This is a genomic window from Corynebacterium limaceinasi (assembly GCF_046717465.1).
Taxonomy (GTDB): Bacteria; Actinomycetota; Actinomycetes; order Mycobacteriales; family Mycobacteriaceae; genus Corynebacterium.
In genome coordinates, this window is the sequence record NZ_CP177100.1 from 243,010 (window position 1) to 266,881 (window position 23,872).

The following is a 23,872-nucleotide window of genomic DNA, read 5'->3' on the forward strand; positions in this document are numbered from 1 at the left end:
CCGCCCGTCACGCGCAGCCGAAATTTAGCTATTGAATGCCCGCTCGAATACTGGCCAAGAATCCTTCAGATCCTCTTTCCAGTGCGGCCACGAGTGGGTTCCGGTATTGCGGAAGTTGTAGGTGGCTGGCACTCCGGCCTGGTCAAGCTTGGCCTTGAAGTTGTGGGTGCAGTAGTTCACCCCAGCTTCGATGCCGCCGCCCTCAACCTGCAGGGTAGAAGACCCACGGATGGCATCTTCTTGGTCCAGACCCATAGAGCGCAGGTAGCTATAAGTGTCCTCTTCACTTGCCAGGCCGGAACCGGAAGAAATGTATAGCTCGGTACCGTGCAGCTTATCGGCGTTCATCATGGCGTCGTTGTAACGGTTGGTCTCAGAGCCGTACGGGCCCCACATCTGGTCCACGCTGCCGCCGCCGCGGTTGACGGTCAGCTCTACGGCCTGGCGCTCCAGCGGGTAAGCGGTAGCGGCACAACCGGCGTATGAGCCCACTGCATCGTAGAAGCCCTGGTTGTGCTGAGCTAGCAGCAAGGAAGAGGTGGCGGACATGGACATGCCCGCGATGGCGCGGTGGTTATCGGCATTGATGTGCTTCTCGATGGCCCCCGGCAGCTCCTTGGTCAAGAAGGTCTCCCACTTTTGTGGTCCCTTGAGGAAGCCCGAATTCGGCTCAGAGATCCAGTCGGTGTAGTAGGAGAAAGCGCCGGCCTGCGGGACGACGACGTTGACGTCCTTCGAGTGGTAGAAATCAACGGCATCAGAAAGCTTCAGCCAATCCATGTCTTGTTCTGCCCCGCCTGCGCCATTGAGCAGGTAAATGGTTGGGCGGTTTTCGCTCTTGGCGCGGATGACGGCTAGCGGAATCTTCCGGTCATTCATTGCCGGTGAGGTTGCCTCGAGCTTTTCAACGCGCGCATCGTCCTTGTACTTCTTGTACCAGGACTTACCCTCGATTTCCGGGGTAGGCTCCAGCGGGGAAATCGTGGACTGTGCGGCATCGCCCGCCACCTGCTGCGGGGTCAGCTCGGCCGCGCCTGCCACGGGGGCATAAGCCAAGCCCGTGCAAACCGCAGCTGCCGCGAGGACAGAATTGAGACGCTTCATGGTGCTTCTTTCCTGTAGGGAGTGGACTCGATAACTATACTTCGGCCGCGAAAAATCGGCATGTTGAGGGAAGTATATTTAGTATTCCTACATGTAGACCTAACCATTAATAGTGCCCAATAAACGCCTGGCGGTAAAGACTTTCACTGATGTGGGGGAATAGTGGGGGTAGGCATACCTTCATTGCCTTTTCTGTTATCAATAATAAGTAACGCTGGGACAACTGAGGTTTCTATGTCATAATTTCCCAATGAAGCACGGCGTGACGCGGTTGGCACCTGTAATAACACACCTGTAATAACATCAGTAACGGCTGCGTTAGTGCTTTTAGTGTGAAAAGCTAAGCAGCGAGATTGTCTACTCGCGCCCCATCAAGAGAAAGAACTTCAATGAACCTTTTTGACTCCGCCCTCGTGTCCTTCAATGAATTCATTGGGCCATTCATCCACTCTGCAATGGATGCATATTCCAAGCTGCTAGCATCCTTGGGCGTGATTTAAGTCCAAGATTGCTTAAGGGCCCTGCGGAGGTGTATCTGCTGCTTGCCGATGCCCCCTTGCAGGGCCCTTTCCCTATCCTCACCGCGGCTTGGGGTGGGGTGCCCCCAAGTGTGACCAATTACGCGACATTCAGGACAAAGTTACGTATCCTGTAGGGCGTGACTAACGAACATTATGACGTAGTAGTACTCGGTGCGGGCCCTGGCGGCTACGTTGCCGCCATCCGTGCAGCTCAGCTTGGAAAGAAAGTCGCTGTTATTGAAAAGCAGTACTGGGGCGGAGTCTGCCTCAACGTAGGCTGTATTCCCTCCAAGTCGCTGCTGAAGAATGCAGAGGTTGCCCACACCTTCAACCACGAGGCGAAGGCTTTTGGCATCTCCGGCGATGTTTCCTTTGATTTCGGTGTAGCCCACAAGCGCTCCCGCAAGGTTTCTTCGGGCATCGTCAAGGGCGTTCACTACTTGATGAAGAAGAACAAGATCACCGAGATCAACGGTCTGGGTTCCTTCAAGGACGATAAGACCATTGAGATTACTGAGGGCGATGACGAAGGTAAGACCGTTACCTTTGATGACTGCATCATCGCCACCGGCTCCGTGGTCAAGTCCCTGCCTGGCGTTGAGCTCGGCGGCAATATCGTCTCCTATGAGGAGCAGATCCTGAACGAGGAAGCACCGAAGTCCATGGTCATCGTGGGCGCCGGCGCGATCGGCATGGAGTTTGCTTACGTGCTGGCCAACTACGGTGTGGACGTTACCATCGTGGAGTTTATGGACCGCGTCCTGCCGAACGAGGACAAGGACGTATCCAAGGAGATTGCCAAGCAGTACAAGAAGCTCGGCGTTAAGCTCCTGACCGGTTACAAGACCACCTCTGTAAAGGACAACGGCGACGATGTCACCGTTGAGGTGGAATCCAAGGATGGCTCCAAGCAGGACACCTTGACCGTGGATCGCGCCATGATCTCCATCGGCTTTGCCCCGCGCGTTGAGGGCTTTGGCCTTGAGAACACCGGCGTTGAGCTGACTGAGCGCGGTGCCATCGACATCGATGACCGGATGCGCACCAACGTTGACCACATTTACGCCATCGGTGACGTCACCGCGAAGCTGCAGCTGGCCCACGTGGCAGAGGCGCAGGGCGTTGTAGCGGCAGAAACCATTGCTGATGCAGAAACCCAATTCTTGGGTGACTACAACAACATGCCGCGCGCTACCTTCTGCAACCCGCAGGTTGCATCCTTCGGTTACACCGAAGAGGCAGCCAAGGAGAAGTTCCCGGATAAGGACATCAAGGTTGCTACCTTCCCGTTCTCCGCAAACGGTAAGGCAGCCGGCCTGAATGAGACCGCCGGCTTTGTGAAGCTTATTGCTGACGGCGAGTTCGGCGAGCTCATCGGCGGACACATGGTGGGCTCCAATGTTTCGGAGCTCTTGCCTGAGTTGACCTTGGCGCAGCGTTTCGACCTGACCACTGAGGAAATCGGCCGCAACGTACACACCCACCCGACCTTGTCTGAGGCCATGAAGGAAGCCGCCGAAGGTATCAGCGGCCACATGATCAACCTCTAAACAAGCGTCCCCCTATACCGCATAACGGCACCGCAGCGTTCTCCAGAAAGGAGGACCGCGGTGCCGTTTCGCTGTGTGCGGATAAAGCCCAGCTAGTAAGGCGCGACCGCCGAGCGGTGGATATCGATATTGATTGCCTCGTTGATGGGCGGGAAAGCGCGCTGCGAGCAGTTTTCCCGGGCGCAGGTGCGACACCCTGGCCCGATGGGGGTGGCGGCGTGGAGATTGGTGAGGTCGAGGCCCTCCGCATAGACCGTGCGATCGGCGTGGCGGGCCTCGCAGCCCAAGCCAATGGCGAAGAGCTTATTGGTATCGCCGTAGCGTCCCTGATGGTGCTGCACGGCGCGGGAAATCCACAGGTAGTTGCGGCCATCGGGCATTTGCGCGAGCTGGCGCGAGATGACACCTGGACGGGTGAAGGTCTCGTAGACATTCCAGAGCGGGCAGGTGCCGCCGTTATTGGAAAAATGTACGCCGGTAGCGGATTGCCGCTTGGACATATTGCCGGCGCGATCCACGCGCACGAAGGTAAACGGAATGCCGCGCAGGTTATCGCGCTGCAGGGTGGAAAGCCGGGAGGCGACCGTCTCGTATCCCACGCCGAAGACCTGGCATAGGTATTCCACGTCGTAGCCGGCGCGCTCGGCCTCGCTGTGCATCATGGTATAGGGCATGAGTGTGGCGGCGGCGAAGTAGCTGGCCAGGCCGCGTTTTGCCAAGCTGCGGGAGGAATCAGAGGTAAAGGGCTCATCGGCCACGAGCACGGAGATCTGGTCCTGGGCCTCGAGCAGGCCGAGCTCGGCGGCCATGCGGAAGGCGCGTTGGCCCTCGCTCAGGCGCGAGGCGAGCGTGAACTGCCCGCTCTCGCGGTCAAAGCGGTGCAGAGTGCCATCCATCTGCGCCGTCAGCTCGATATCTACACTGTGTTTCTCGCGCAGCCGGTTTGCCAGCGCTTGCTCGGTATCGCGAATGCCGAACCCGGAAACGCCGAGGTCACCGGCAAGCTCCTCTGCGTGATGGTCCAGCCCGTCCAAGTAATTCTGCCGGGCGTAAAAGAAGTCCCGCACCTCATCGTGCGGCATGGATAGGGCAGCGGCGCTTTCCGATGTCCTCCTCGTATCCGTAGCCAGCGACAGCTTATCGCGTACATTGCGGTAGCGGCGGTGTACATCGACAAGCGTGCGGGCGACCGTGGGGTGGTTATACACCAGTTCCGATAGCTCCTGGAGCTCCACGGGGGAGGGGCAGAGCTCCTTGTCTTGGATGACGTCCTGGATCTCCGCGAGGAGGCGGGAATCATCATCGCGGGAGAAAAACGTGGCGTCGACGCCAAAGACCTCGGTAATGCGCAGCAGCACCGGCACGGTCAGGGGGCGGACGTCGTGTTCAATCTGGTTGACGTAACTGGCGGAAAGGCCGAGGGTGCCAGCTAGGGAGGCTTGGCTGAGATCGCGTTCACGGCGAAGCTGGCGAAGGCGAGAGCCCACATACGTCTTACTCATGCGCCAAAGATTACTAGTAGAAAGCGCGGCTGTGCATCTTTATGGCGAAAATTTTGTGAAGACTCTTCGCTACCTGGACACAGGGTTTGTGGGGTTTCATGCGAAAGTTTGACACATAAAGGGGTGGGTTAATCACTCACGTAACACGGGGTGGTGAAGCTCACAGTTTGGTCCACAAATATGAAACATCTGCATTGCGGAAATGAAGGTACCCAAGGTAACAGCGTTTTCGCATTCTGCTTCTCAGGATACCCTTACCTAAAAGATCTCACCGCCTCATCGTGCCTGCGAACCGGGAGCAAATAACCGCTCGAAAATAACTAGTAACCAGCGGTTAAGCCCGGTTAAGGTGAGTATGACTATGGAGGTGTCATGACTTTAAAAAATCCGGACCGTGAGGCAATTGCTCACGGACACATCACTAATGAACCAATTCGTCAGAATCCCGGAACGCCATCGTGGGTACTGAAGCTCATCATGGCCGTTACCGGTTTGCTCTTTGCGCTTTTCGTGGTCGGCCACATGGCCGGCAACCTGAAGCTGTACATGCCGGCACACAACGGTGAGCCTGCCCTGGATGAGTACGGCGAGTTCTTGCGCTCTATGGGTGAACCGCTGCTGCCGCACGGCTCTGCCCTGTGGGTCATCCGCATCGTGCTGATCGTGGCAATCCTTGCCCACATCTACGGTGCCTTTACCTTGGCTTCCCGCTCCAAGGCATCCCGCGGCAAGTTCAAGCGCACCAACCTGATGGGTGGCCTGGATTCCTTCGCCACCAAGTCCATGCTGGTAACCGGTGTAGTGCTGCTGCTCTTCATCATCTTCCACTTGCTGGACCTCACCTTGGGCGTACAGCCGGTGGCCCCAGAGGCCTTCGTTGAAGGTTCTGTCAAGGCCAATATGATCGAAACCTTTAGCCGTTGGCCGGTCACTATCTTCTACGTGCTGGCAATGTGCTGCCTCTTCCTGCACCTGACCCACGGCATCCGCCTTGCCGCATCTGACCTGGGTATCACCGGTGCAAAATGGCGTCAGACCTTCTTGGTCTTGGCGTACATCATCCCGGCCGTTGTATGCATCGGCAACATCGTTATGCCTTTGTCCGTTGCCCTGGGCTTGGTCAGCTAAAGGAGATAGGAACCCATGACTACTACTGAACTCAAGCGTGAACACCCCAACTTCTCGCACCCAAAGTCCATCGTTGAGGGCGTCTCCGCTGGTAATATCCTGGAATCCCAGGAACCGCACGGTGTGCCGATGAAGGATATGTGGTCTCACCACGTTGACCACATGAACTTGGTCTCCCCACTGAACCGCCGCAAGTTCGAGGTCCTCGTCGTAGGTACCGGCTTGTCCGCGGGTGCTGCTGCGGCAGCCCTTGGTGAATTGGGCTACGGCGTCAAGGTCTTTACCTACCACGACTCCCCACGCCGCGCGCACTCCATTGCTGCGCAGGGTGGTGTCAACGCCTCCCGCGCCAAGAAGGTGGACAATGACTCCGCTTACCGCCACACCAAGGACACCGTGAAGGGTGGCGACTACCGCTGCCGCGAGTCCGACTGCTGGCGCCTGGCCAACGAGTCCGTTCGTGTTATCGACCACATGAACGCCATCGGCGCCCCGTTCGCCCGTGAGTACGGCGGCACCCTGGCCACCCGTTCCTTCGGTGGTGTGCAGGTCTCCCGTACCTACTACACCCGTGGCCAAACAGGTCAGCAGCTGCAGCTGTCCACGACCTCTGCACTGTACCGTCAGATCGGCCTGGGCAATGTGGAGCTTTTTGCCCACAACGATATGCAGGACATCATCACCTACGATGACAACGGCAAGAAGCGCGCGGGCGGCATTGTCACCCGCAACCTGATTACTGGTGAGCTCAAGGCCTTCACCGGCCACGCCGTCATCCTGGGTACCGGTGGTTACGGCAACGTCTACCACATGTCCACCCTGGCAAAGAACTCCAACGCCAGCGCCATGATGCGCGCTTATGACAAGGGCGCTTACCTGGCTTCCCCGGCGTTCGTGCAGTTCCACCCAACGGGCCTGCCAGTCAACTCCGACTGGCAGTCCAAGACCATTTTGATGTCGGAGTCCCTGCGTAACGATGGCCGCATCTGGTCCCCCAAGAAAGAGGGCGATGACCGCGACCCGAACAGCATTCCGGAGGAAGAGCGCGACTACTTCTTGGAGCGCCGCTACCCGGCCTTCGGTAACTTGGTTCCCCGTGACGTTGCCTCCCGTGCAATTTCCCAGCAGATCAACAAGGGCTTGGGCGTTGGACCGCTGAATAACTCGGTCTACCTTGACTTCCGTGACGCCATCGAGCGCCTGGGCAAGGACAAGATCCGCGAGCGTTACTCCAACCTCATTCAGATGTATGAAGAGGCCATTGGTGAGTCCGCCTACGAGACCCCAATGCGCATCGCTCCTACCTGCCACTTCACCATGGGTGGCCTGTGGACCGACTTCAACGAGATGACCTCTATTGACGGCCTCTTTGCCGCCGGTGAGTGCTCTTGGACCTACCACGGCGCTAACCGCCTGGGCGCGAACTCCCTGCTTTCGGCTTCCGTTGACGGCTGGTTCACCCTGCCGTTTACCATCCCGAACTACCTGGCTGACCACCTCAACGAGGACAAGCTGGCCGAGGATTCCGCTGAGGCACAGGAAGCCGTGCAGAAGTCCCAGGAGCGCATCGATAAGCTGATGCAGGTCCAGGGCGATGACCCGCACGGTCCGTCCCACTACCACCGCCAGCTGGGTGACCTGCTGTACTTCGGCTGCGGTGTGTCCCGTAACGTCGATGACCTGAAGGACACCATCGAGAAGATCCGCGCGCTGCGCGATGACTTCTGGAAGAACGTCCGCATCCCTGGTGAGGCGAATGACATGAACCAAGTCCTGGAATACGGCCTGCGCGTTGCCGATTACCTGGACCTGGGTGAGCTCATGTGCATCGATGCCCTTGACCGCGATGAGTCTTGCGGCGCTCACTTCCGCGAAGATCACCTTTCTGAAGAAGGCGAAGCCGAGCGTGACGATGAGAACTGGTGCTTCGTTTCCGCCTGGGAGCCGGGCGCGAACAAGAACGAGTTCATCCGCCACGCAGAACCCCTGTACTTTGACTCGATCCCGCTGATGACAAGGAACTACAAGTAATGAAATTGACACTTGAGATCTGGCGTCAAGCCGGACCCACCCAGGAAGGTAAATTCGAAACCGTCCAGGTGGATGATGCCTCCGAGCAGATGTCCATTCTGGAGCTATTGGACCACGTCAACGAAGGCTACATTGAGCGCGGCGAAGAGCCGTTCGCTTTCGCCTCTGACTGCCGCGAGGGCATCTGCGGTACCTGTGGTTTGACCGTCAACGGTCGCCCACACGGCCCGGGCCAGAACACCCCTGCCTGCCAGCAGCGCCTGTTCAACTTCAACGATGGCGACACCATTCAGCTGGAGCCCTTCCGCTCCGCTGCGTACCCCGTCATCAAGGACATGGTGGTTGACCGCTCCGCACTGGACCACGTGATGGAGCAGGGCGGCTACGTATCCATGGACGCCGGCACCGCACCGGATGCCGATACCATGCACATCAACCACGAGACCGCCGAGTACTCGCTGGACCACGCAGCATGCATTGGTTGCGGTGCCTGCGTTGCTGCCTGCCCGAACGGTGCGGCACACCTGTTCACCGGTGCCAAGCTGGTGCACCTGTCCATGATGCCGCTGGGTAAGGAAGAGCGCGGTAGCCGTGCCCGCAACATGGTTGCTGATTTGGAATCCAACTTCGGCCACTGCTCCCTCTACGGTGAGTGCGCCGATGTCTGCCCGGCTGGCGTCCCACTGACCGCAGTGTCTGCCGTTACCCGCGAACGTGCACGTGCTGCTTTCCGTGGCAAGGACGACTAAGCTAGAGTTATTCCGTAGGAATACTAGGAACGAGAGAAAGACAGAAAGACTCCGCCATGAGCGATAACACCCACGTAGTTGCTGACTACCAGAGCGAAACGTATCCGGAGTTCTCCGGCAAGATTCAGGACAACTACATCGAAGGCTACGACCCGGTATCCTTCGCAGCTCCTCACTCTTCCCTTCTCCGCACCTCCACGTGGGTCGGCATGGGCTTGATCCTGTCTTGCCTGCCAGCAGCCGGCATCCTCATCTGGGGCCTCGGCGTCTGGGACACCCCGCTGGGTACCGCAGGTGAAGGCAACTACGGTCTGACCATCGCCATCGGCGTCATTTCCCTGGTTGTGGTGGCCATCGCCGCCGCCGGCACCATCCACTATGGACGCCGCTACTACCGCCAGTACCGCAAGGAAACCGGCCGAGTTAACTAGTATTCGCTCTTAAAACACCTCCAGCCCCGCCTCCAATAGCATTGAGAACATGCCAGGAGGCGGGGCTGTTCCTGTTTTGACGGGGAGCTGGCGCTTGGCGATGCCCCCTTAGTACCCCACACCCCGCATCTGCTCGCGTTAGGGGAGGGGCTGCTGCCGGGAACAGCCGGTTCCTTCAGCTAGGACATAAAAGCACACAGGAAGACCTCTTAAGTCCTGAAATCAATCGGCCTTGTCGCATTCACGGCACGCTTATTCGGTGAAACCTTGTTTGACCGCGGCAATCATGTTGAAGTGCCCCGGGTTTTGTTCCTAGGCATGTGCCTTGATTTCTATTATTGCCTGTGGCGGGTTCTGCTTCCAAAACTCGGTTTCGACCTCGACCGGGGTTCGGTATCCCAAGCTTTGGTGGAGCCTTGTCTCGTTCCACCATGACACCCACTCGAACGTCGCGATTTCCACTTCGACAACGTCATCCCACCTGCGAGTATGGATGAGCTCATTCTTGTAGGAGCCGTTAACGTTTTCAGCCAAAGCATTGTCATTTCAGTCACCGACAGTCCCAGTAGAAGCGACAATCCCGTGCTGGGCGAGACGCTCGTTGTAGACAACGCTGACGTACTATAAGCCGTGATCCGAATGGTGAATGAGACCTGTTGTTTCCCTCGCACTCACAATCGCTTGATTGAGTGCTTGCAGCGGCAATGCCTGAAGTGCGCATGGAATCTGATAACGCCCATCCGACGATCCGCCGGGAGTAAACGTCAGTGACAAACGCGGTGTACACAAAGCCTTTCTTCGTGCGCACATAGGTAATGTCGGCCACCCACAGCTTGTTCGGGCCTTGGGCTTTGAACTCACGCCCCACTAAATCCGGGCGCAGATCCGGCACGTTGAGGTGTGCGGGTTGTGATAGGTGATCCGCCTGTGCCTGTGCCAGAAACACCAGCCAGGCGCATCAGCCGAGCGGTTTGTTCACGACCGATGTCGATTCCGTCACGGTGAAGCGCATGCCACATTTTCCGCACGCCGTAAACACCGTCATTATCCCGATGAACAGCACCAATGCGTTCAACTAGAACAGCATCACGAAGGCGACGAGCACTTAACCCACGGGCCTTGGACTGGCGATACCCACGCGAAGTGATGAACCCACCAGCCCGGCTATTCTTTTAACGCCAGTGCAGATGAACTCGACAGAGAAATAATTCCGGTATTCATCGATGAACCGGATCATAACCGAGGCTTGGGGCCTGGTCATGAGGCGAAAAAGCTGACGCAGCCTTCAGCAACTCATTGGTATCTCGAAGCTGGTGATTTTCACGGCGTAGCCTCGCGTTTTCGGCAGCCAAATCTTCAGGCACAGGTTCTGGGATGTTTCCCGCACGACGAGCAGACTTAAGTCCATAGACGAGCCGTGTGCCATGAAACCCCAACTTTGCAGCTACTGCCTGGCACGCGGCCTGCATCGACATGTTTTCCGCCACGATGCGGTCTTCCACGAGACGGACCACACGATCCTTCGCATCCTGGTCAAATTTTCTTGGCATATTCCAGATTTTCCCATCTACTCAAACGGAACAAAACCTGGGACACTTCAGTTGCTTTCGCTCCTTCAATATAGCCGTTGCATTCAATATCGCGTTTTGCTTTCCTCGCTCGCTGGGCAGCGCGCTTGTCTTCGATGTTGCAGATCATCAGCCACAGTGTCTTTAGTGCGGCAGTATCGTTTGGGAATTGACCCCGGTTACGGGTAGCTTTACGCAGTTCGGCGTTGAGCGATTCGATCGAGTTGGTGGTGTAGAGCACTCGCCGCGCCGCTGGCGGGAACTGCAGAAACGGCACGAACCGCTCCCATGCATCACGCCAGACTTTGACCGACTAGGGATATTTCCGGCCAAGTTCACTGGCCTCGAAAGCATCCAGGCTGGCACGCGCGGTGTCTGACGCGGGCTTGTTTTAGGGACCGGTAAGGCGGTACCAGGTACCGGGGTGGCGGTAGCCGCCCGGTAGCCGGTTTTACCCCCGCTTATCGTTTGGACCGTTGACGTTGCTTGAGCTGTTTGCTAAGTGTTCCCCTTTCTTCTTGGAAGTCGTCACGGGTGCGCATGTCTTCACCGATGAGGGTGAGTTTGCTGCCGTTGTTTGCAAGTCGGGATAGGACAGCGTCGGCGATCGCGTTTTCACTAAAGACGCTGTACCAGTATTCCGGCTCGTGCTGGCTGACGATGACGGTTGAGGAATGCTCCCGCTTGACCAGGAGGTTGAATACCTGGGCTAAGGCGAAGGCAGATACGTCCGTGGCCAGGAAGTCGTCGATGACCAACACAGCCGGCTTTGTCAGTTCCTCAAGGAGGGCTTTGCGCTCATAGGCAGCGTCGGCTGTGGCGTCGAACTCGTCGGCTAAGTCGGCGAGTCTAAAGTAGCGTGCGGTTAGTTTATGCCGGCACGCAGCCACGGCTAGGCCTTGGGCGAGGAAGCTTTTGCCGGTGCCGGTAGCTCCCACGATGGTTAGATCTCTGCCGTAGGTAATCCAGTCGCAGGTAGCTAACCGCTCAATACGGTCTGGAGTGATCCCTCGGTTGCTGTGTGCTTCAAAGCGTTCCAAAGCCGCAAGCGCGTTGGGTAGCTTGGCGGCTTTGACGAGTTTTTCGATTACTTTCGAATCACGTGCAGCTACCTGAGCATCGAGAGCTTCTTTGATCTTGTCTTCAAAGGAGTCCAAGTCACGACTGGGATCGTTGACGATCTCCTGCAGCGTCGTGGCAAACACACGCATCCCGCGAAGAGAACCGAGCAGTTCGAAGTCTTCATCGGTAAGAGCCATGGCTATACCTTCCATTCTTTATCAGTGAAGGCAAACGCCCCGGCCCCGCGTACATGCGACACAGAGTCCGGCGTGTCCGCCGTGGGCTGTTGGCGGTGCGCACGCGTAGTGTCGATGGCCGTCGACAGTGGTACATCGGTGGGCAAATACGCCTGTGCTGCGGCCTGTTTTAGATCCTTGAGCTCTTGGGCTACTTTGTTGACGCTGGGGACTGCTTTGCGCGATAACAGCTGACCACAGGCTTGTTCGAGTTCGATTCGGGAGTAATCCTTCGATAGGTTCAGTACGCCCAGAACGCTAGAATATGCTTGGGCTTCGACTTTACGAGCGTTAAACATCTGGCCGATGAGCTGTGCTGTCGCGGTCCCAATACTTTTCGCCCAGTCTTCCAAGCGTTGCCGGTTCCACTGGGTGTTTAAGTCCTTATGGTTGTCGGGGACATGCTCATCCAAGGTGGAGTAGCCATAATTAGCAGGGGCAATACGATGTGAAGCAACAATCTCACCGTCGTAGAAGACATCCAGATAGTCATCAAAAAGTTGCACGTCGACGAACTTGCCCGCTAGCTTCCACGGCACTGAATACCAGTGATTGGCGATCCGGATGTGGTAGTTCATTGCGACCTTGGACTTCTTCCACCGCGACCACGACCACCGCCGGTCGGGCAATGGGCGCAGCAGCTGTTGCTCATGGTCTTCAAACAACTGGCGACGAGAGATATCCTGCCCGCGGAAGGGACGGCGATCGTTGATGAAATCGCTTTGGTCCTCGAGGGCCTTATTGAGCATGTCGAAACTGTAGAACTCCTGGTCGTCGAGGTATTCCACGCACCATTGCTGGGCAATATCCACGGCCTTTTCAACATTCGCCTTATACCGCGGCCGGTAGCCTTTCGCCGCAGTAATACCTATCTGATAGAAATCGGCAAATGTAGAATACTCCGCAACCGGGATACGCCCCCGCAGCCCACAGGAAATCTGTTGCGTGGCTGTGAGCGCGTTATCCGGGATCAACCGCAGCGGACAACCACCGAAATACTCCAAAGCCGCACGGTGGGCTAAAAGCCACGACCGCATTTTTTGATCCGGCCACGCCGATACATGCATCATCCCTGAGTGCGGCAATGAAGCTACAAACAAGTGCGCGGTAACCCGGACCTGACCCCCAGATGGTGGACACCTTGAAACCAGCATCTCGCTGGGGAAGTGAGGTACCTTTCCACCATGCCACGCAAGACCTACACCGAGCAGTTCAAGCGCGACGCAGTCTCGTTGTACGAGTCGACCCCCGGAGCAACGCTCAACGCGATCGCCTCCGATCTCGGGGTCAACCGCAACTCCCTGCGCACCTGGCTCGACGCCTTCGGCACCGGCACCAAAACCAACGCCAACGGTGAAAAAGTCGCCAGCCCCATTGCCGCAGCCAACAGCGCACGCACGCCTGCTGAAGGACTCTCCGACGCCGAACGCATCCGCGTGCTGGAACGCGAAAACGCCAAGCTCCGGGAGGAACGAGAGATTCTCCGCAAGGCGGCCAAATATTTCGCGGAAGAGACGAACTGGTGAACCGCTTCCGGTTCGTTGATGACAACCGAGGCCTCTACGAGGTCAAGCGGTTATGTGAGGTTTTGAAGATCAACCGGTCCTCGTATTACAAATGGAAATCAGCTGCTCCTGCCCGCCGGCGACGCGTCCTTGACGACGCGGTGCTGGGAGCGAGGATCAAGGCCGTGTTCACGGCCGAGAACGGTTGTTACGGGGCGAAACGCGTGACGGCGGCCATCAATTCCGATCCAGCCAACGACGACCTTTTCAATCACAAGCGCACCGCCAGGTTGATGCGCCAGATGGGCCTGTTCGGCTACACCAAAAAACGCCGGGTGAAGACCACCGTGTCTGCGAAACGGGCTCCGAAGTTGCCCGACCTGCTGAAACGCCGGTTCACCGCGGAGAAACCGAACACCATCTACGTCGGCGATATCACGTACCTGCCGATCGCGGACGGGTCGAATATGTACCTGGCCACCGTCATCGACTGCTATTCGCGGCAGTTGACCGGTTTCGCGATCGCCGACCACATGCGCACGGAGTTGGTCGAAGAAGCTCTCACGATGGCCCACGGGGTCCGAGGCAACCTTGACGGGGCGATTTTTCACTCCGATCATGGCAGCGTCTATACCTCTGGGCAATACCGGAAGCTGTGTGAACGATTCGGTGTCACCCAGTCGATGGGAGCAATCGGGACGAGCGCGGACAACTCGTTGGCGGAGTCGTTCAACGCCACGCTGAAACGGGAAGTCCTCCAGGACGAGTCCGTTTTCCCAAGTCAGCTCGTATGTCGTCGGGACGTGTTCCGGTGGTGCACGCACTACAACACCAAGCGCTTGCACTCGTGGTGCGGCTATCGCTCGCCGAACGCCTTCGAAGCCGCCGGATCAGCTACACTTACTATCGCATCTTGATTAAATCCCCGTGTCCACTTTCCGGGGTTCGGGCCCCCCGCTGGCCTGAGACAGGATCCACAACGACCATTCCATCGCCCGACCAGTCCACCATGAGCTCGTCACCGGGATCGTGATTCAGTGGCGCTGACAGCTGATGAACATCGACATAATGCTCAAACAGCGAACAGTACTGTCGATACGAATAATGACGCTGACCAGTACCAACAGGGAACTCCAGGTACTTGGCGTGCGCGACTTTCAACGTCACGCGCTTGCCAGAGACCATCCGCTCAGCAACCTTTTTGAAATCCGGTGCGAGGAACTCCGCATCGTTGCGACGCCGGTTATCCGGAAATAGCTCCTCTAACTGGGCATTCGACAATCCAGCAATCCCACGAGCATCGAGTCGATGGTCCCTTACAACGCGACTGGCCTTATCAATCGTCGACTTCGAGACCCCTAAATCGGCTCGAATCTGGTTCCAGGAACGATTCCCGGCAACCAAGGCAAACATGATGGCACGGTAATCCGTCACCACCATCACTCCTTCCACGTGAACGCGACCCACGCGTACACACTGCGTGGGCCGTCCACTAAAGAGTGCCTAAAAACTACCCCCGGTACCCGATATCCGCACCGGTCGGTACTCGATACCGCCCTACCGGTACTAAATAGCGTCGCGCGTCACGGTGTCCTCGTTAGCGGCTGTGTAGACCTCACGCAGTACGCGGGAGACTGCTTTACGGTCCTGGTAGGACACCCACCGGTTCGCAGCCCGAATCAGGTGCACAATACAGGTCTGCACCATGGAATTCGGCCAGGTTGTCTCCACAGCCTCCGGCAGGCCTTTTAAGCCCGTCGCAGCACACGATGAACACGTCTTGGACACCGCGGTTAGCCAGATCCGCACACACCGATGCCCAGAATGCGGCGCCTTCATTGTCCGCGATCCACAATCCCAGGATGTGCTTGATGCCGTCCATGTCGACACCAACCGCCATGTAGCAAGCCTTGTTGACCACGCGGTGGCCGTCACGGATCTTGACGCGTAGCGCGTCGAGGAAGATCACCGGATAGAACTCGTCGAGCTGGCGGTTTTGCCAGATCATGACCTCTTCCAAGACCGCGTCGGTAATGGTGCTGATCGTATCCGGGCTCATATCCACACCGAGGGTGGTTGCGAGATGGTGGCAAATATCGCGCACGGTCATCCCGCCGGCGTACAGCGAGATAATCATGTCGTCGAGCTCTGTGAGCCGACGTGTGCCCTTGGGCATCATCCGGGGAGTAAACGTGCCGGCGCGATCCCTGGGCACGGTCACTTCCACCGCGCCGTAGCCAGAATTGACGGTCTTGGTGTAGGACCCGTTACGGTGATTGCTGCTCTGTGCGGTATCCACCTGCGCTTTGGCCTTGCGGTCGCAGTGGCTATAGCCCAAATGCGCATCCATCTCCGCTTTAAGACCAGCGTTGATCGATGCCTGCAGCAGGCCTTGACCAGCTCGCTTGCATCATCAGCAGAAGTCGACAGCTCGCTGATCAAGCTGGCGATTTCAGGATTTTCCATCAGCTTCTCGCTGATCTCGTTGACCCTCGCCGGGTCATGGTTTTTCTTCGGTGACACCGTAGTCATTATCGGTGAAACTCCTTCTAGATCAGAGCCTCACACACAAACTTCCTGACACCCTCACCCATAGTGTTGGTGAACCACCCAAGATTTCGCGCGCAACAATTTGTTTTCGAAGAATCGATTATTGGTGCTGAGAAAAATATTCGCTCCAGGTAGTTGTTTACGAATTCCACGCAAAGTAATCATGAATTCACAAGTGCCTACATTCACGATCTATTGCACTTTCCCCATAAAGGCATGATGAATTAACTGTTTCCGGAGCTGCACCAGAATCTGCTTGGATCCTTCTACCAAGTGTTGAATTTTATCAAGCTTTTCCAAGGAATTTTCAATGCCCTCTGCAATCACCTTCTGAGAATCTAACGCAGGGATTCTGACGAGGATGTCATATATTTTCTTGCCGGAAATTAGTGGCTGCGCACTGGAACTCGTATTTTTTCGCAGATTGGTGTGTAGCAAAAGAAAGTAGAGAAACTTCTTGTCTATCTCGTTTTCATTGAAGTGCACGACCAGAGCGTTATCAGTTACCCAGCATTCTTCGTTCGTCATGTGGACAGAACCGCAATAAAATCCGACTCTACCGATTGTGATTGTTTCAGCTGGGTAACAGGACTGGTCATGGTATCCGGTAACGCCGTTGCCACCATAAACAGGAACGGTACCACCAGGGGCCATCTCTTTTGCCGTTAAGCCTTTTCCAGATGAGACCCTTATAATCTCGCCCAAGGGCTTAGTCTCCCAAACAGTGTCATGTACATTACCTTCATTTGAAACTCCGTGCCCCGCAAGCAATGTTCGGGCAATGCCAACCTTTCTATCTGAAAGATTGTCTAGAAAACTATCGAGTCGTTGTATGGCGTCGTCGATTTTGGCGTTAGTTTTCTCGATAAAATCAACGATACGTGCTTGCTCACCTAACGGGGGCAGACTAATCGGGAGCTGTAAAAAATCGGTCGCCTTAATCGATGGTGAATTGTCTCCTTTCATCTTTGCCGTCGCCATCGAAATGAACGTTGGGCTACAAAGGAAATGAAAAAGGTAGCGCGAATCAACTACTGGGGCAGGTGTGCAAACATAAAAACCAGTGCTCGCGATTGCTTCTGAGAATTCTGACCCTACACGCGCTATGTTCATGAGGTAGGGACGAACGAGAGAGAATAGGGTATCTCCGTCGTGCACCGCTCGAGATGCCCTGCTTGGCGCTTTGGACGCTGCAACGATTTTTGGGTTTGCTACTTTTTGGCACTTATTATTGACTGCATCGATATCGATGTAAGTAAAGGAGCCTCCCCTAGGTTTGCGTGTCTCCATGGGAAGTAATACCGTACCCAACCGCACCCACCGCCAGTCTCCAGGAACGGCGTATGGTTGTTCGGCCTCTGGAACGATGGCTTCGTTAGGAATCCCTTTGAAGTCTGTGATGAGCGGGAGTTTCATTGCCACTAATCTTCACCTTCTCCGAGGCTGAGATCGCTTGCTAGAGTGCGCAGGAGGTCAGCTGCTTCGTCAAGAAGGGTTGCGGCTTCGAGCGCGGATGCTGCTGGGGCAAAGTTTTCCGCGTCGAAAGTTTCTACTTCAACACGCATGAGGCCCAGATCTAGAGAGTCCTCTTTAGCGTTAATCTCGCTGCGCTTGAAGTAGGTTAGCCGCTCGTTTGCCAGCTGAGTTCGATCTTCAGCCAAATACGCTTTCTCAAAGTCAGCGAAGTGTTCAACGGTAAGTGGCGTACGCTTGCCGAACGAAGGCATCTGAGAACGAAGGTCGTAGAACCAAACTCCGCTGGTATTTCCTTTGTCGGTGAGTCCACGTTCGAAGAAGAGTACGTTGGTCTTGACGCCTGGGGCGTAAAAGATACCGGTTGGAAGCCTGAGGATAGTGTGTAGGTTGCATTTGTCCATCAGGTCTTCTCGGATGCGGCGGCCATCACCGTCAGCGAAAAGAACATTGTCTGGTAGTACAACCGCAGCGCGTCCACCTGGCTTAAGGCTTCGATAAATATGCTGCAGGAAGTTCAGCTGCTTATTTGATGTCGGGAAGGTTAGATCATCACGAGTTGCACGTTCCCCTCCCTTTTTCGTTCCAAATGGCGGGTTAGTCAGAACAACATCAAACCCAATAAAGCGCTTGCCGTCAGGCGAAAGCGTATCTCCTAAATGGATAGGGGATTCGATGCCATGAAGCATAGCATTCATCAACGCAAGTCGATGAGTGTCATGGACAAGCTCCACACCGGTAAATGCCTTCTTTACTTGGAAGTCGGCTTGATCTTCGTCCAGATCGAACAGGTCGTCTGTGTTGGCGCATACGTGCTCACTCGCAGCAATCATGAAGCCAAAAGTTCCACATGCGGGGTCGTTGCAGAGCTCACCAGGCTGTGGGTCAATAAGCCGCACCATAACGTCAATAAGGACACGCGGGGTGAAGTACTGACCGGCACCAGACTTTTTCTCGTTAGCGTTTTTCTCAAGCAGCCCTTCGTAGAGGTTACCGAGCCCCTCCTCACGAGCGGAATACCAATCCAGAGCATCAATTGACTTGATAATCTTCTCAAGGTTTTTCGGCTCATCAATATTTGTAGATGACGCAGCATAGATTTCATGGACTCGACCAGTTGCTTCTTCGCCGAGGTGTTGGAGCAGGTCACGGTAGAACCGCTTGAGTTCGATGCCGGACTTCGTGCGCAGTTCATTCCATCGGTATTGTTCGGGAATCCCGTCTTCTGCACCGGTTTCCTTGGCCATTTTCAAGAATAGGATGTAAGTCAGCTCGGTGACGTACTGATGGAAGGTGATTCCATCATCGCGTAGGACGTTGGACAGGTTCCAGAGCTTCGCAACGATCTCTTGATTGTTCATGCGGTTAGGTCCTCATACATATAGTCCTTAAGTTCAGAGACTATTTTGGCGAATTCGCCATCAAATGCAGCCTGCACTCGATTCAGTCCTCCCTGTTGTCTAAAGCGAGAGTCTGTATCGAAGGTGTCTGTTGAGATGAGTAACTCGTTTTCGAGGTACGCCTCAACGCGAGATATCCAGCCCTGCTGAACTCTAGTAAAGTCATGTTCTCTTTTCAGTTTGTCGATAGCAAGTTTCACCCGTTCCTTGTGGGTAAGGAGCGGAGATCCGAGTGCAAAACGGCGAATGAGTGAGATGATGTCTGCAGTAATCTCTTTGTTAGACACTTGCGACAAGGCTGAAGAGAGTTTTTGCTCGGTATAGCCTTTGCGGTCGAGCATGAGCCTTAGTGATTTCAGTTCCGCTCGGGTGAGTTCAGAAGGGCGAGTACACACTATTTGTAAGGCTGCAATCTCATCACTGTTTTGCTCCAGGAAGGATTTGAACTCTTCTAGATAGTCCTCAGGCTTTTGGGCGTTTCCAAAGTCCCTGGTGTGTGAGATGAGTTCATCTTCAGCCTCTGAAATCACTAGTTTTCGTGGGTCGCCAAAGGTCGAGTTGTCGAGGAAATCGAAGAACTGCGCGTGTTCTTGAATCCATGCGGCTGCATCTGCTGGTGAGGCTTCACGAAGTTCTTCAATCACTTCGGAGATCGTGTTTCCACCGCCAAGGTCTTTAAGGTGTTCAGCTGTAGTTTCGGCAATCTTGCGTCGTCTACGTTGGAGCTTAGCCACTACCTGTTCGATTGCTCGAGTAAGTTTGTCAGCATTAGTACCGGCGCGATCAATGTCCTCCATGAGATCTTTGAAGCTGGTATTGGGGTTCGCAACCAGTGGTTTCATGGTAGAAACCTTTCAAGGGCTTCGTACACTCCTACCGGATCGTAGATTTCGAAGCGGTCTTTTGAGATTTCTGGGCATAGTCGCGTGGCTCGACCGAGCATTTGCTCGAAGAGGATACGCGACTTAACTCGCCTCATGAAAACCAATGACGTGATTGCTGGTACGTCAATACCGGTGGTGAGCAGGTCAACGGTGACAACTATTGATGGAAAACGCTCGTTCTTGAAGCGCTTAATTGTTTGCTCGATCTTCTTCTTGTTGCCGCCTGCGACTGAGCCGGTGATCTTCATAATCGCTTTTGGCTCAACCCCCTGGTCGGCATAGATGTCTTTAAGGAGATCGACGATGAGGTCAGCATGAGCGTCATCAACGGCATAAATGAGGGTTTTGCCGAATAATTCAGGCATGCTCGGATCAAGATCCCGAGCGATTTCTTTTAGAACCGTCCGGTTGAAGTTTTCGGTAATTACTGACCGGTTGAAGTCTTCCACTTCAAAAGTAACCTCGTCAGCCAATTCAGCGCTGTTGGCGATTTCTCCAGTAGCAGTGTCGTAGATCGGAAGAGTGTCGCCCTCGGCAAATCGAATACCTTCAGTTGCAAGCTTTGTTGTGAGGCGATGTGGTGCGTCGTGGTCAACGAGATAGCCATCCATGACTGCTTCACGATAGGTGTAGGTGTACACCGGTTGACCGAAAGGACCTGACCCCCAGATGGTGGACACCTTGAAACCAGCATCTCGCTGGGGAAGTGAGGTACCTTTCCACCATGCCACGCAAGACCTACACCGAGCAGTTCAAGCGCGACGCAGTCTCGTTGTACGAGTCGACCCCCGGAGCAACGCTCAACGCGATCGCCTCCGATCTCGGGGTCAACCGCAACTCCCTGCGCACCTGGCTCGACGCCTTCGGCACCGGCACCAAAACCAACGCCAACGGTGAAAAAGTCGCCAGCCCCATTGCCGCAGCCAACAGCGCACGCACGCCTGCTGAAGGACTCTCCGACGCCGAACGCATCCGCGTGCTGGAACGCGAAAACGCCAAGCTCCGGGAGGAACGAGAGATTCTCCGCAAGGCGGCCAAATATTTCGCGGAAGAGACGAACTGGTGAACCGCTTCCGGTTCGTTGATGACAACCGAGGCCTCTACGAGGTCAAGCGGTTATGTGAGGTTTTGAAGATCAACCGGTCCTCGTATTACAAATGGAAATCAGCTGCTCCTGCCCGCCGGCGACGCGTCCTTGACGACGCGGTGCTGGGAGCGAGGATCAAGGCCGTGTTCACGGCCGAGAACGGTTGTTACGGGGCGAAACGCGTGACGGCGGCCATCAATTCCGATCCAGCCAACGACGACCTTTTCAATCACAAGCGCACCGCCAGGTTGATGCGCCAGATGGGCCTGTTCGGCTACACCAAAAAACGCCGGGTGAAGACCACCGTGTCTGCGAAACGGGCTCCGAAGTTGCCCGACCTGCTGAAACGCCGGTTCACCGCGGAGAAACCGAACACCATCTACGTCGGCGATATCACGTACCTGCCGATCGCGGACGGGTCGAATATGTACCTGGCCACCGTCATCGACTGCTATTCGCGGCAGTTGACCGGTTTCGCGATCGCCGACCACATGCGCACGGAGTTGGTCGAAGAAGCTCTCACGATGGCCCACGGGGTCCGAGGCAACCTTGACGGGGCGATTTTTCACTCCGATCATGGCAGCGTCTATACCTCTGGGCAATACCGGAAGCTGTGTGAACGATTCGGTGTCACCCAGTCGATGGGAGCAATCGGGACGAGCGCGGACAACTCGTTGGCGGAGTCGTTCAACGCCACGCTGAAACGGGAAGTCCTCCAGGACGAGTCCGTTTTCCCAAGTCAGCTCGTATGTCGTCGGGACGTGTTCCGGTGGTGCACGCACTACAACACCAAGCGCTTGCACTCGTGGTGCGGCTATCGCTCGCCGAACGCCTTCGAAGCCGCCGGATCAGCTACACTTACTATCGCATCTTGATTAAATCCCCGTGTCCACTTTCCGGGGTTCGGGCCCAAAATCTCAGTTGTGTGTAACGCAGGTGTTGCAGTGAGCGCGATTTTCGTTGCATCGAAATAGTCAATTACGGACCGGTAGGCGGATTGGTAGTCAGATTGGTCCCGGTAGAGAGCTTCATCTTCGGTCATTTCTTTATCAAGCAAATAACCTCGGTGAGCTTCGTCAACAATGATCAAGTCGTAGTCAGTAACGGATGGTTTGCGTGCCTGAGTATCTTCAGTAGAAGGTTCTGGGTAGAACAGGCGCTTCACCATTCCTTGGACCGTTGAGACATGCACACGTGTCTCAGGGTCAACGTCGGAATCGTCTAAACCATTAATTGAATAGAGTTCATCCAGCGTCAGCAATTCCTCTAATCGGACATCCTTAAAGGTATCCAAAGCCTGAGTGCCTAGTGACGTACGGTCAACCAAGAACAAGATTCTGCGGAACCGATTAGTCTTCAAGAATCGATAGATCATCCCAAGCACTGTTCGGGTTTTGCCAGTGCCGGTGGCCATGGCAAGTAGCGCGTGGTGGTTTCCTTCGCTGATCGCGTTCTCAGCAGCGTGGATTGCATCGACCTGATATTTACGCAGATTTAAGCCAGTACTAGATGTGAGCAGATCATCGTTCAGGTTGTCGAGTGCCTCCTGCGCAGCTTGTTGATCAGCATCAAGCATTTCGAGAAGACCCTGTGGACTTGGCCATCCAACTAATGCGCGTGGAGAATTTAGTGGGTTACGCACATCCTGAAATCAGACGCCAGATTGAGTCTTGTATTGCTCTATATATGGGCGACCATTCGTTGCAAAGAGGAATGGTACCTTGAAGGCACCCCACTGACCCATCGTAAACTCTACGTGCTCATCTTTAATAAGCCGCCCGTAATCGGCAGCCTGAAAATCCAAAACTGATGGGATTGCAGAGTGCTCTGCCTTTGCTTCAATCACACCAACGAAATTCAAACCTACGAACAAGGCATAGTCAGCTCGGCCTTGCCGCCCTACCGTGGAATCAGTAGGCCACTCAGCAATAGCCTGATTTAGTCCCTCAACAGGGCGTGTGCCCTTGCTGTACCTTAGGTTTTCAGTATCAGCATCCCAACCCACTTGACGAAGCTGCTCATCAATGAGGAGCCTCGTTTCAGCTTCTGTTTTTGGACGCTGATTCACCGCAGCAGTAGAACGCTGGGAACGTTTCGCTTTTGACACCGCTGGTGCCTGTTTAGCCTTTGTGCCATCGTCCTTTGCAAGTGCGGCAGTCTCTTGCTCCAGCCAATCGGTAGCCTGATCAGTTAGGGATTTTTCAACTGGGAGTACATATTTTGATGCCTCCACATTTGGGTCACCATATGTAGCTTCAAACCACCAAGCAAGGGAATGAACCATTGGCAAAAAGCGCTTTGCATCTTCTGTTGTTCCCCAGTCCTTATGTGCCGCCTTGTTTCGGGCTTTGCGAACCAGATTCAAAATATCGACAACTTCGCGAGGCAGCAGACCTTCACGAGAGAGCATGTCAATCCGCTTGAAAGCTGTGCTTTTATTTGGAGGAGTCAAACGATCGAACTGGAATATCAGCTCTACAATGCTTTCGCATAGAATGCCGAGCTTCATCACAGAGGTACTCGGGTCGGTATAAAGGTATGATTCAGCTAAAGTTCCCAGGTTTTCCAATGAAGGGAAACTATTTTTTAGAAATTCGAAGTTAGTCACTTCCAACCTCCTGGCTATTTCCGATTGTGCAGATATCTGAAATATCGCATTCGAGTGCTTCGAATATTCTTGCGAGTACTTGTGTTGACACTGTCTCATCCCATCCCATCTTGGTGATAGTGGCGCTTGAGAGGCCGGTTGCTTTACGTAGGTCTTGTTTTGTCATGTCTTTGTCAGTGAGAGTCTTCCAGAGAGGTTTGTAACTGACCACTGGTGTCGTCATTCGAAATCTTCCTCTTCTGCAACGTCTATGACGCCTTTCAGGTAGCCGTAACGGCCGTTTTCGGTGTCTTTGGTAAAATCAATGATATTCCCCATAATGGTGCGGTCAACCCCGGGAACTTCGTCGGTGTTCTCCAGGATGATGATTTGCTGGGTGTATTGCCTCTTGCGTCAGATAGGTGGAGAGTCCCTCACGCATGGATCCTGCTGCTTCTGCACGACCTTGGTCGAAACCTTTAAGTGCAGAGTCGATGACCAGGA

General features: G+C 55.2%; 19 protein-coding genes and 3 pseudogenes. 7 read left to right on the forward strand and 15 right to left on the reverse strand.

Annotation, left to right across the window (positions count from 1 at the left end; all coding sequences use genetic code 11):
* Positions 1 to 24: 24 nt before the first annotated feature.
* Positions 25 to 1,104 (reverse strand): alpha/beta hydrolase, encoded by a 1,080-nt coding sequence (locus ACLI1Q_RS01225; RefSeq protein WP_239268888.1) that lies wholly within the window; start codon positions 1,102 to 1,104, stop codon positions 25 to 27.
* A 658-nt stretch (positions 1,105 to 1,762) separates the two neighbouring features.
* Between ACLI1Q_RS01225 and lpdA the strand changes: the two genes are divergently transcribed.
* Positions 1,763 to 3,175, forward strand: a complete 1,413-nt coding sequence (lpdA, locus tag ACLI1Q_RS01230) for a dihydrolipoyl dehydrogenase (RefSeq protein ID WP_239268886.1) — start codon at positions 1,763 to 1,765, stop codon at positions 3,173 to 3,175.
* Between the two features lie 92 nt (positions 3,176 to 3,267).
* On the opposite strand, the gene ramB is transcribed toward lpdA, so the two are convergent.
* Positions 3,268 to 4,677: an acetate metabolism transcriptional regulator RamB gene (gene ramB / locus ACLI1Q_RS01235; protein ID WP_284771959.1), complete on the reverse strand. Its 1,410-nt coding sequence runs from the start codon at positions 4,675 to 4,677 to the stop codon at positions 3,268 to 3,270.
* Positions 4,678 to 5,049: 372 nt separating this feature from the next.
* Between ramB and ACLI1Q_RS01240 the strand changes: the two genes are divergently transcribed.
* From ACLI1Q_RS01240 to ACLI1Q_RS01255, 4 genes are read left to right on the forward strand one after another with little or no spacing between them, the layout of a single operon-like run.
* On the forward strand, positions 5,050 to 5,805 hold the full coding sequence (locus tag ACLI1Q_RS01240; protein WP_284771958.1) for a succinate dehydrogenase cytochrome b subunit: 756 nt from the start codon (positions 5,050 to 5,052) through the stop codon (positions 5,803 to 5,805).
* A 15-nt stretch (positions 5,806 to 5,820) separates the two neighbouring features.
* Positions 5,821 to 7,836, forward strand: coding sequence for a fumarate reductase/succinate dehydrogenase flavoprotein subunit (locus ACLI1Q_RS01245; RefSeq protein WP_284771957.1), 2,016 nt, complete (start codon positions 5,821 to 5,823; stop codon positions 7,834 to 7,836).
* On the forward strand, positions 7,836 to 8,585 hold the full coding sequence (locus ACLI1Q_RS01250; protein ID WP_284771956.1) for a succinate dehydrogenase/fumarate reductase iron-sulfur subunit: 750 nt from the start codon (positions 7,836 to 7,838) through the stop codon (positions 8,583 to 8,585). Before ACLI1Q_RS01245 ends, ACLI1Q_RS01250 begins: the two co-directional genes overlap by 1 nt.
* Before the next feature lie 56 nt (positions 8,586 to 8,641).
* A complete protein-coding gene (locus ACLI1Q_RS01255; RefSeq protein ID WP_005276566.1) occupies positions 8,642 to 9,016 on the forward strand; it encodes a hypothetical protein in 375 nt (124 codons plus the stop codon).
* Positions 9,017 to 9,328: 312 nt separating this feature from the next.
* Here ACLI1Q_RS01255 and ACLI1Q_RS01260 read toward each other — a convergent pair.
* The 4 genes and pseudogenes from ACLI1Q_RS01260 to ACLI1Q_RS01275 form a co-directional block, all read right to left on the reverse strand.
* A pseudogene (locus ACLI1Q_RS01260) lies at positions 9,329 to 10,566 on the reverse strand (IS3 family transposase).
* Positions 10,550 to 10,960, reverse strand: a pseudogene (locus ACLI1Q_RS01265) (transposase); the annotation flags it as partial. The pseudogenes ACLI1Q_RS01260 and ACLI1Q_RS01265, both read right to left, overlap by 17 nt.
* Before the next feature lie 85 nt (positions 10,961 to 11,045).
* Positions 11,046 to 11,843 (reverse strand): ATP-binding protein, encoded by a 798-nt coding sequence (locus ACLI1Q_RS01270; protein ID WP_349837246.1) that lies wholly within the window; start codon positions 11,841 to 11,843, stop codon positions 11,046 to 11,048.
* 2 nt (positions 11,844 to 11,845) lie between these two features.
* Positions 11,846 to 12,982: a Mu transposase domain-containing protein gene (locus ACLI1Q_RS01275; protein ID WP_411697027.1), complete on the reverse strand. Its 1,137-nt coding sequence runs from the start codon at positions 12,980 to 12,982 to the stop codon at positions 11,846 to 11,848.
* 84 nt (positions 12,983 to 13,066) lie between these two features.
* On the opposite strand from ACLI1Q_RS01275, the gene ACLI1Q_RS01280 reads away from it, so the two are divergent.
* Positions 13,067 to 14,304 (forward strand): IS3 family transposase gene (locus tag ACLI1Q_RS01280; RefSeq protein ID WP_284853453.1). Its coding sequence is split into 2 segments (ribosomal slippage): positions 13,067 to 13,394 and positions 13,394 to 14,304, totalling 1,239 coding nucleotides; the frame shifts between segments, so codons are not numbered across the junction.
* Here the strand turns inward: ACLI1Q_RS01280 and ACLI1Q_RS01285 are convergent.
* The 6 genes and pseudogenes from ACLI1Q_RS01285 to ACLI1Q_RS01310 all read right to left on the reverse strand — a co-directional run bounded on the left by ACLI1Q_RS01285 (position 14,291) and on the right by ACLI1Q_RS01310 (position 20,425).
* A complete protein-coding gene (locus ACLI1Q_RS01285) occupies positions 14,291 to 14,827 on the reverse strand; it encodes a hypothetical protein (RefSeq protein ID WP_411697028.1) in 537 nt (178 codons plus the stop codon). The two genes, ACLI1Q_RS01280 and ACLI1Q_RS01285, sit on opposite strands and share 14 nt — an antisense overlap.
* Before the next feature lie 150 nt (positions 14,828 to 14,977).
* A pseudogene (locus tag ACLI1Q_RS01290) lies at positions 14,978 to 15,919 on the reverse strand (IS256 family transposase); the annotation flags it as partial.
* 210 nt (positions 15,920 to 16,129) lie between these two features.
* Positions 16,130 to 17,353 carry a restriction endonuclease subunit S gene (locus ACLI1Q_RS01295; protein WP_284869957.1) on the reverse strand — a complete coding sequence of 408 codons (1,224 nt, stop codon included), beginning with the start codon at positions 17,351 to 17,353 and terminating at the stop codon, positions 16,130 to 16,132.
* A gap of 5 nt (positions 17,354 to 17,358) precedes the next feature.
* Positions 17,359 to 18,771 (reverse strand): N-6 DNA methylase, encoded by a 1,413-nt coding sequence (locus tag ACLI1Q_RS01300; protein ID WP_284849792.1) that lies wholly within the window; start codon positions 18,769 to 18,771, stop codon positions 17,359 to 17,361.
* Positions 18,768 to 19,652 carry a type I restriction-modification enzyme R subunit C-terminal domain-containing protein gene (locus tag ACLI1Q_RS01305; protein WP_411697029.1) on the reverse strand — a complete coding sequence of 295 codons (885 nt, stop codon included), beginning with the start codon at positions 19,650 to 19,652 and terminating at the stop codon, positions 18,768 to 18,770. Before ACLI1Q_RS01305 ends, ACLI1Q_RS01300 begins: the two co-directional genes overlap by 4 nt.
* On the reverse strand, positions 19,649 to 20,425 hold the full coding sequence (locus ACLI1Q_RS01310) for a helicase-related protein (RefSeq protein ID WP_411697030.1): 777 nt from the start codon (positions 20,423 to 20,425) through the stop codon (positions 19,649 to 19,651). Before ACLI1Q_RS01310 ends, ACLI1Q_RS01305 begins: the two co-directional genes overlap by 4 nt.
* Here ACLI1Q_RS01310 and ACLI1Q_RS01315 point away from each other — a divergent pair.
* Positions 20,419 to 21,656, forward strand: a protein-coding gene (locus ACLI1Q_RS01315; protein WP_284853453.1) for an IS3 family transposase whose coding sequence is annotated in 2 segments (ribosomal slippage) — positions 20,419 to 20,746 and positions 20,746 to 21,656 — 1,239 coding nt in all. Because the reading frame shifts where the segments join, the coding sequence is not laid out codon by codon here. The genes ACLI1Q_RS01310 and ACLI1Q_RS01315 overlap by 7 nt on opposite strands.
* Here ACLI1Q_RS01315 and ACLI1Q_RS01320 read toward each other — a convergent pair.
* The 3 genes from ACLI1Q_RS01320 to ACLI1Q_RS01330 form a co-directional block, all read right to left on the reverse strand.
* On the reverse strand, positions 21,596 to 22,357 hold the full coding sequence (locus ACLI1Q_RS01320; protein ID WP_411697031.1) for a DEAD/DEAH box helicase family protein: 762 nt from the start codon (positions 22,355 to 22,357) through the stop codon (positions 21,596 to 21,598). The genes ACLI1Q_RS01315 and ACLI1Q_RS01320 overlap by 61 nt on opposite strands.
* 75 nt (positions 22,358 to 22,432) lie before the next feature.
* Positions 22,433 to 23,389 carry a DUF4145 domain-containing protein gene (locus ACLI1Q_RS01325; RefSeq protein WP_411697032.1) on the reverse strand — a complete coding sequence of 319 codons (957 nt, stop codon included), beginning with the start codon at positions 23,387 to 23,389 and terminating at the stop codon, positions 22,433 to 22,435.
* On the reverse strand, positions 23,382 to 23,612 hold the full coding sequence (locus tag ACLI1Q_RS01330) for a helix-turn-helix domain-containing protein (RefSeq protein WP_284772329.1): 231 nt from the start codon (positions 23,610 to 23,612) through the stop codon (positions 23,382 to 23,384). The genes ACLI1Q_RS01325 and ACLI1Q_RS01330 overlap by 8 nt, the downstream gene beginning before the upstream one ends.
* Between the last annotated feature and the right edge of the window lie 260 nt (positions 23,613 to 23,872).